We start from the raw sequence: 3,141 nt of genomic DNA, 5'->3' as shown, positions 1-3,141 counted from the left end.
CGGGGCCCCGGCCTTGTCGGCCGGGCAGGGGCCGCTGCCCGGGGCCGGGGTTGTGGGCCTGGGGCCGTGGTCCTGGTCGCGGTGGCCCGGGTCGGTGGCCTCGGGTGATGCGGGCGCGTTCGGAGAGCCGGGGCCTGTGCCGGGTTGCGGAGGGGGCCGGGGCGGTCAGCGGTGCAGTAGGCGGCGGAGCCAGGTGCGGGGTGGTGGGGCGAGCGTGCGGTACCAGACCGTAGTGCTGGTGTCGTACTCCGTCGCTTCGGCCCGGTGGTAGCCGGGTGGGCTTCCGGCCAGGTCGTACAGCGGGGCCGACAGGCCGATGACCACGGATCCCCTGGGCCCCAGCATGCGTGCCATCGCCCGCGTCTCGTCGGGGGTCGTGCCCGCGTCGACGATGAGGACCACGAGCGGGCCGCCCGGGCCCGGGGGGTGCGTCGCGAAGCGGGTGCCGATGCGTTCCACCAACCTGGCCGGGGCGAGTTTCCGTCCCGGGGTCACCCGGATCGTCCCGTCCGGGTCCGGCCGCACCGCTCCGCCCACGGTGCGCCGCAGCGCCCTGAGCACCCCGGGGCGGTACGCGGGGCGACCCCGGCGGCCGGGGGTCGTACCCCCGTGCACGACGACCTGGATGCGGATGGCGTGGGGGCCGGACTCGGGGCGGCCGCCCACGCCGTACGCGGATGGCGGGCGACGCGACACCTCTCGCGCGGAGGACGTCGCGTAGACCGGGAGGCGCAGGTCGCCCCGCGCCGCGTGGACCGGCCCCGCGCTGCCCGCCGCCGGTGTCCCGGGCTCCCGGACCTCCGGCCGGTCCCGCATCCCTGCGACCGCGCGTCCGTTCTCCAGGGACCGACGCCACTTCCGCAGCGAGCTCCGCTGCCCGTCCGCCCAGGGGCCGTCGACGCCTGTCAGCGGGGTGGCGGACCAGAGGGCGAGGGCGGAGTCGTACAGCGCGGCGGCGGTCGTGTGGTCGCCGGACTCCGTGGCCCGTGCCGCCTCGGCCGCGCGCTGTTGTGCCGTACGGACGTCCAGTTCGTGTGCGTCGAGGCGCAGTCGGTAGCCCGTACCGGTGTTCTCGACCGGATGCCCCTGGAGGCGCAGCGCGGCGGCGGCCCGGGTCACCGTCTCCTCCGGGATGCCGTCCCGCGCCGTGGCGCCGAGCGCCGCCGCCAGTTCGGCCGTGGGCACGCCCTGTCCGTAGGAGAGCAGGAGGTGGGCGAGCAGGGACCGTTCCGCGTGGTCGGCCGGGGTGCCGTCCTGCCGGCCGCGTACCGCGCGCAGAGGTCCGAGGACGCTGTACTGCCAGGCGTCCAGGGGCAGTACGGGCTCCGCGAGCAGCGTCGCCGCGCCTCGCGCGCGGCGCTCGGGATGCGGGGCCAGCAGATCCAGGATCATGGTCTCCAGGCGCGGCGGCAGGTCGGGCCGCAACTGCCGTGGCGGGACGAACTGTTCCTCGCCGGGGCCCGGCGCGTGGAGCCGTCGCGGGGCGAAGGGGGCTCTGCCGGTGGCGAGTTCGTACAGCACCCGGCCGAGACCGTGGAGATCCTCCGCCGCGTCGGCGCCGGCCGCCGCCTCCGCCCGTGCCGCCGCGTCGGCGCCGGCCGCCACCTCCGCCCGTGCCCCCGGATCCGTGCCGGACCCCACCCCGTCCGGCAGGCCGAAGCCGCCCACCTTCACGCGGCCGTCCGGCAGCCGCACGATCTCCTCTCCCATCAGGTGACGGTTGGTCACCCCGTGCCGATGGGCGTGCACGAGCGCGTCGAGGACCTGCCGCCCCACGCTCACCAGATCCGGCACGGACGTCGCGGAGGACCGGCTCGCGTCCGTCCACCCCGGCCTCGCGAGCGGCTCGCCCGCCACCGGCTCCTCCACGAAGTAGAGGACCCCGTCGTCCCACCCGAAGTCGTGGATCGTGACGATGCCGGGATGCCGCAGCGCCAGGACCGCCTGCGCCTGCCGCCGCGCCGCCGCCTTCGCGCCGGACGGTACGGCGCCCGCGTACCGTACGACCACCTCGCGGCCCCCCTCGTCCCGCGCCCGCCACCGCTCGTACGCGCCTTGGCCGATGCGGTTCAGCAGCCGGTACGACCCCACCGACGGCCCGTCGGAGGCACCGGTCACCGGCCCGGACCCGTGGTGGTCCCGCGCGACCGGGACGCTCTCCGGGCTCACCAGCGTGACGCGCCCGCCCGCCTCCCGCCCGTCCCCGCGCGCGCCGTCGACCAGCCTGCGGAACTCGCCCGGCACCGACCCGCCGAGCGCCGAGATCTCCGCCGCCACCCGGTGCAGCAGCGCGGTCGTCCGGCCCAGCTCGTGGGACGGCAGGGTGGCCAGCAGCAACTCCCGTACCCCCGGCCGGAATTCGTACGAACCGGCCGGACCAGGCGCGACGGTGAGCAGCCCGCTCAGCACCACCTCCGCGAGATGCTGCGCGCGCGGCTGCTTCTCCAACGACGTCTGTACGATCCGCATCACCGGCAGATAGGCGAGCCCCACGGCCAGGTGCGCCGCCAGCCGCACCGCCTGCTGGGACGCGGCGGAACGGAAACGCAGGACCAGCTCCTCGGCCGGGGTGTCCCGGGGGGCGAGGCCGTCCTCACCGTCCCGGGCGGCGAGCGGCGGGCCCGCCGTGAGCTGCGCGGCGGAACCGGGGAACACCGTCCCGCCGGGCGACGCCAGCAGGCCCGCCCAGTTGCCGAACCACTCGGCGTTCGGTTCGAGGACCGGCACCGGAATGCCCCGGGCCAGGCCGTCGTACGGGGCGAAGTGCAGGGACGCGTTGGGCGCGCCGGGGCCGGGGGCGGTGAACAGGCCGGGGACGGGGGTGAGCGGGCTGTCCTGCCACATCCGTTCCGGCAGGGGCTGCACGACGGCGACCGGGAGGGTACGGGCCCAGCCGCGCAGGGTCCGGTACCACCGCTGGCCGGCCGCCCCCTCGCGCCACTGCGGGCCCATCGTGTCGCTGATGACCAGCGCGACGGTCCGGCCCGCCGGCCACTTCCGTACCGGCACCGAGCCGTCCGGGTCGAGCCGCACCAGCTCCACCGTACGGAACGCGCCCAACTGGCCGAAGGCCTTGTGCAGATCACGGGCGAGCGGCTGCCACATCGCCATCGTGGGGCCCGAGTCGACCACCAGCCGCAG

The 3,141-nt window shown here is 76.6% G+C and carries 1 protein-coding gene; it reads right to left on the bottom strand.

The genetic code is table 11. From position 1 onward, the window contains the following. Positions 1-165 precede the first annotated feature (165 nt). Positions 166-3,141, bottom strand: a 2,976-nt coding sequence (locus GT042_RS03580; RefSeq protein WP_272925672.1) for an SAV_2336 N-terminal domain-related protein, incomplete at its 5' end; no start/stop codon positions are given.

It is taken from the genome of Streptomyces sp. SID3212 (assembly GCF_009865405.1).
Classification (GTDB): Bacteria; Actinomycetota; Actinomycetes; order Streptomycetales; family Streptomycetaceae; genus Streptomyces.
This window is presented reverse-complemented; position numbering and strand designations above follow the sequence as displayed.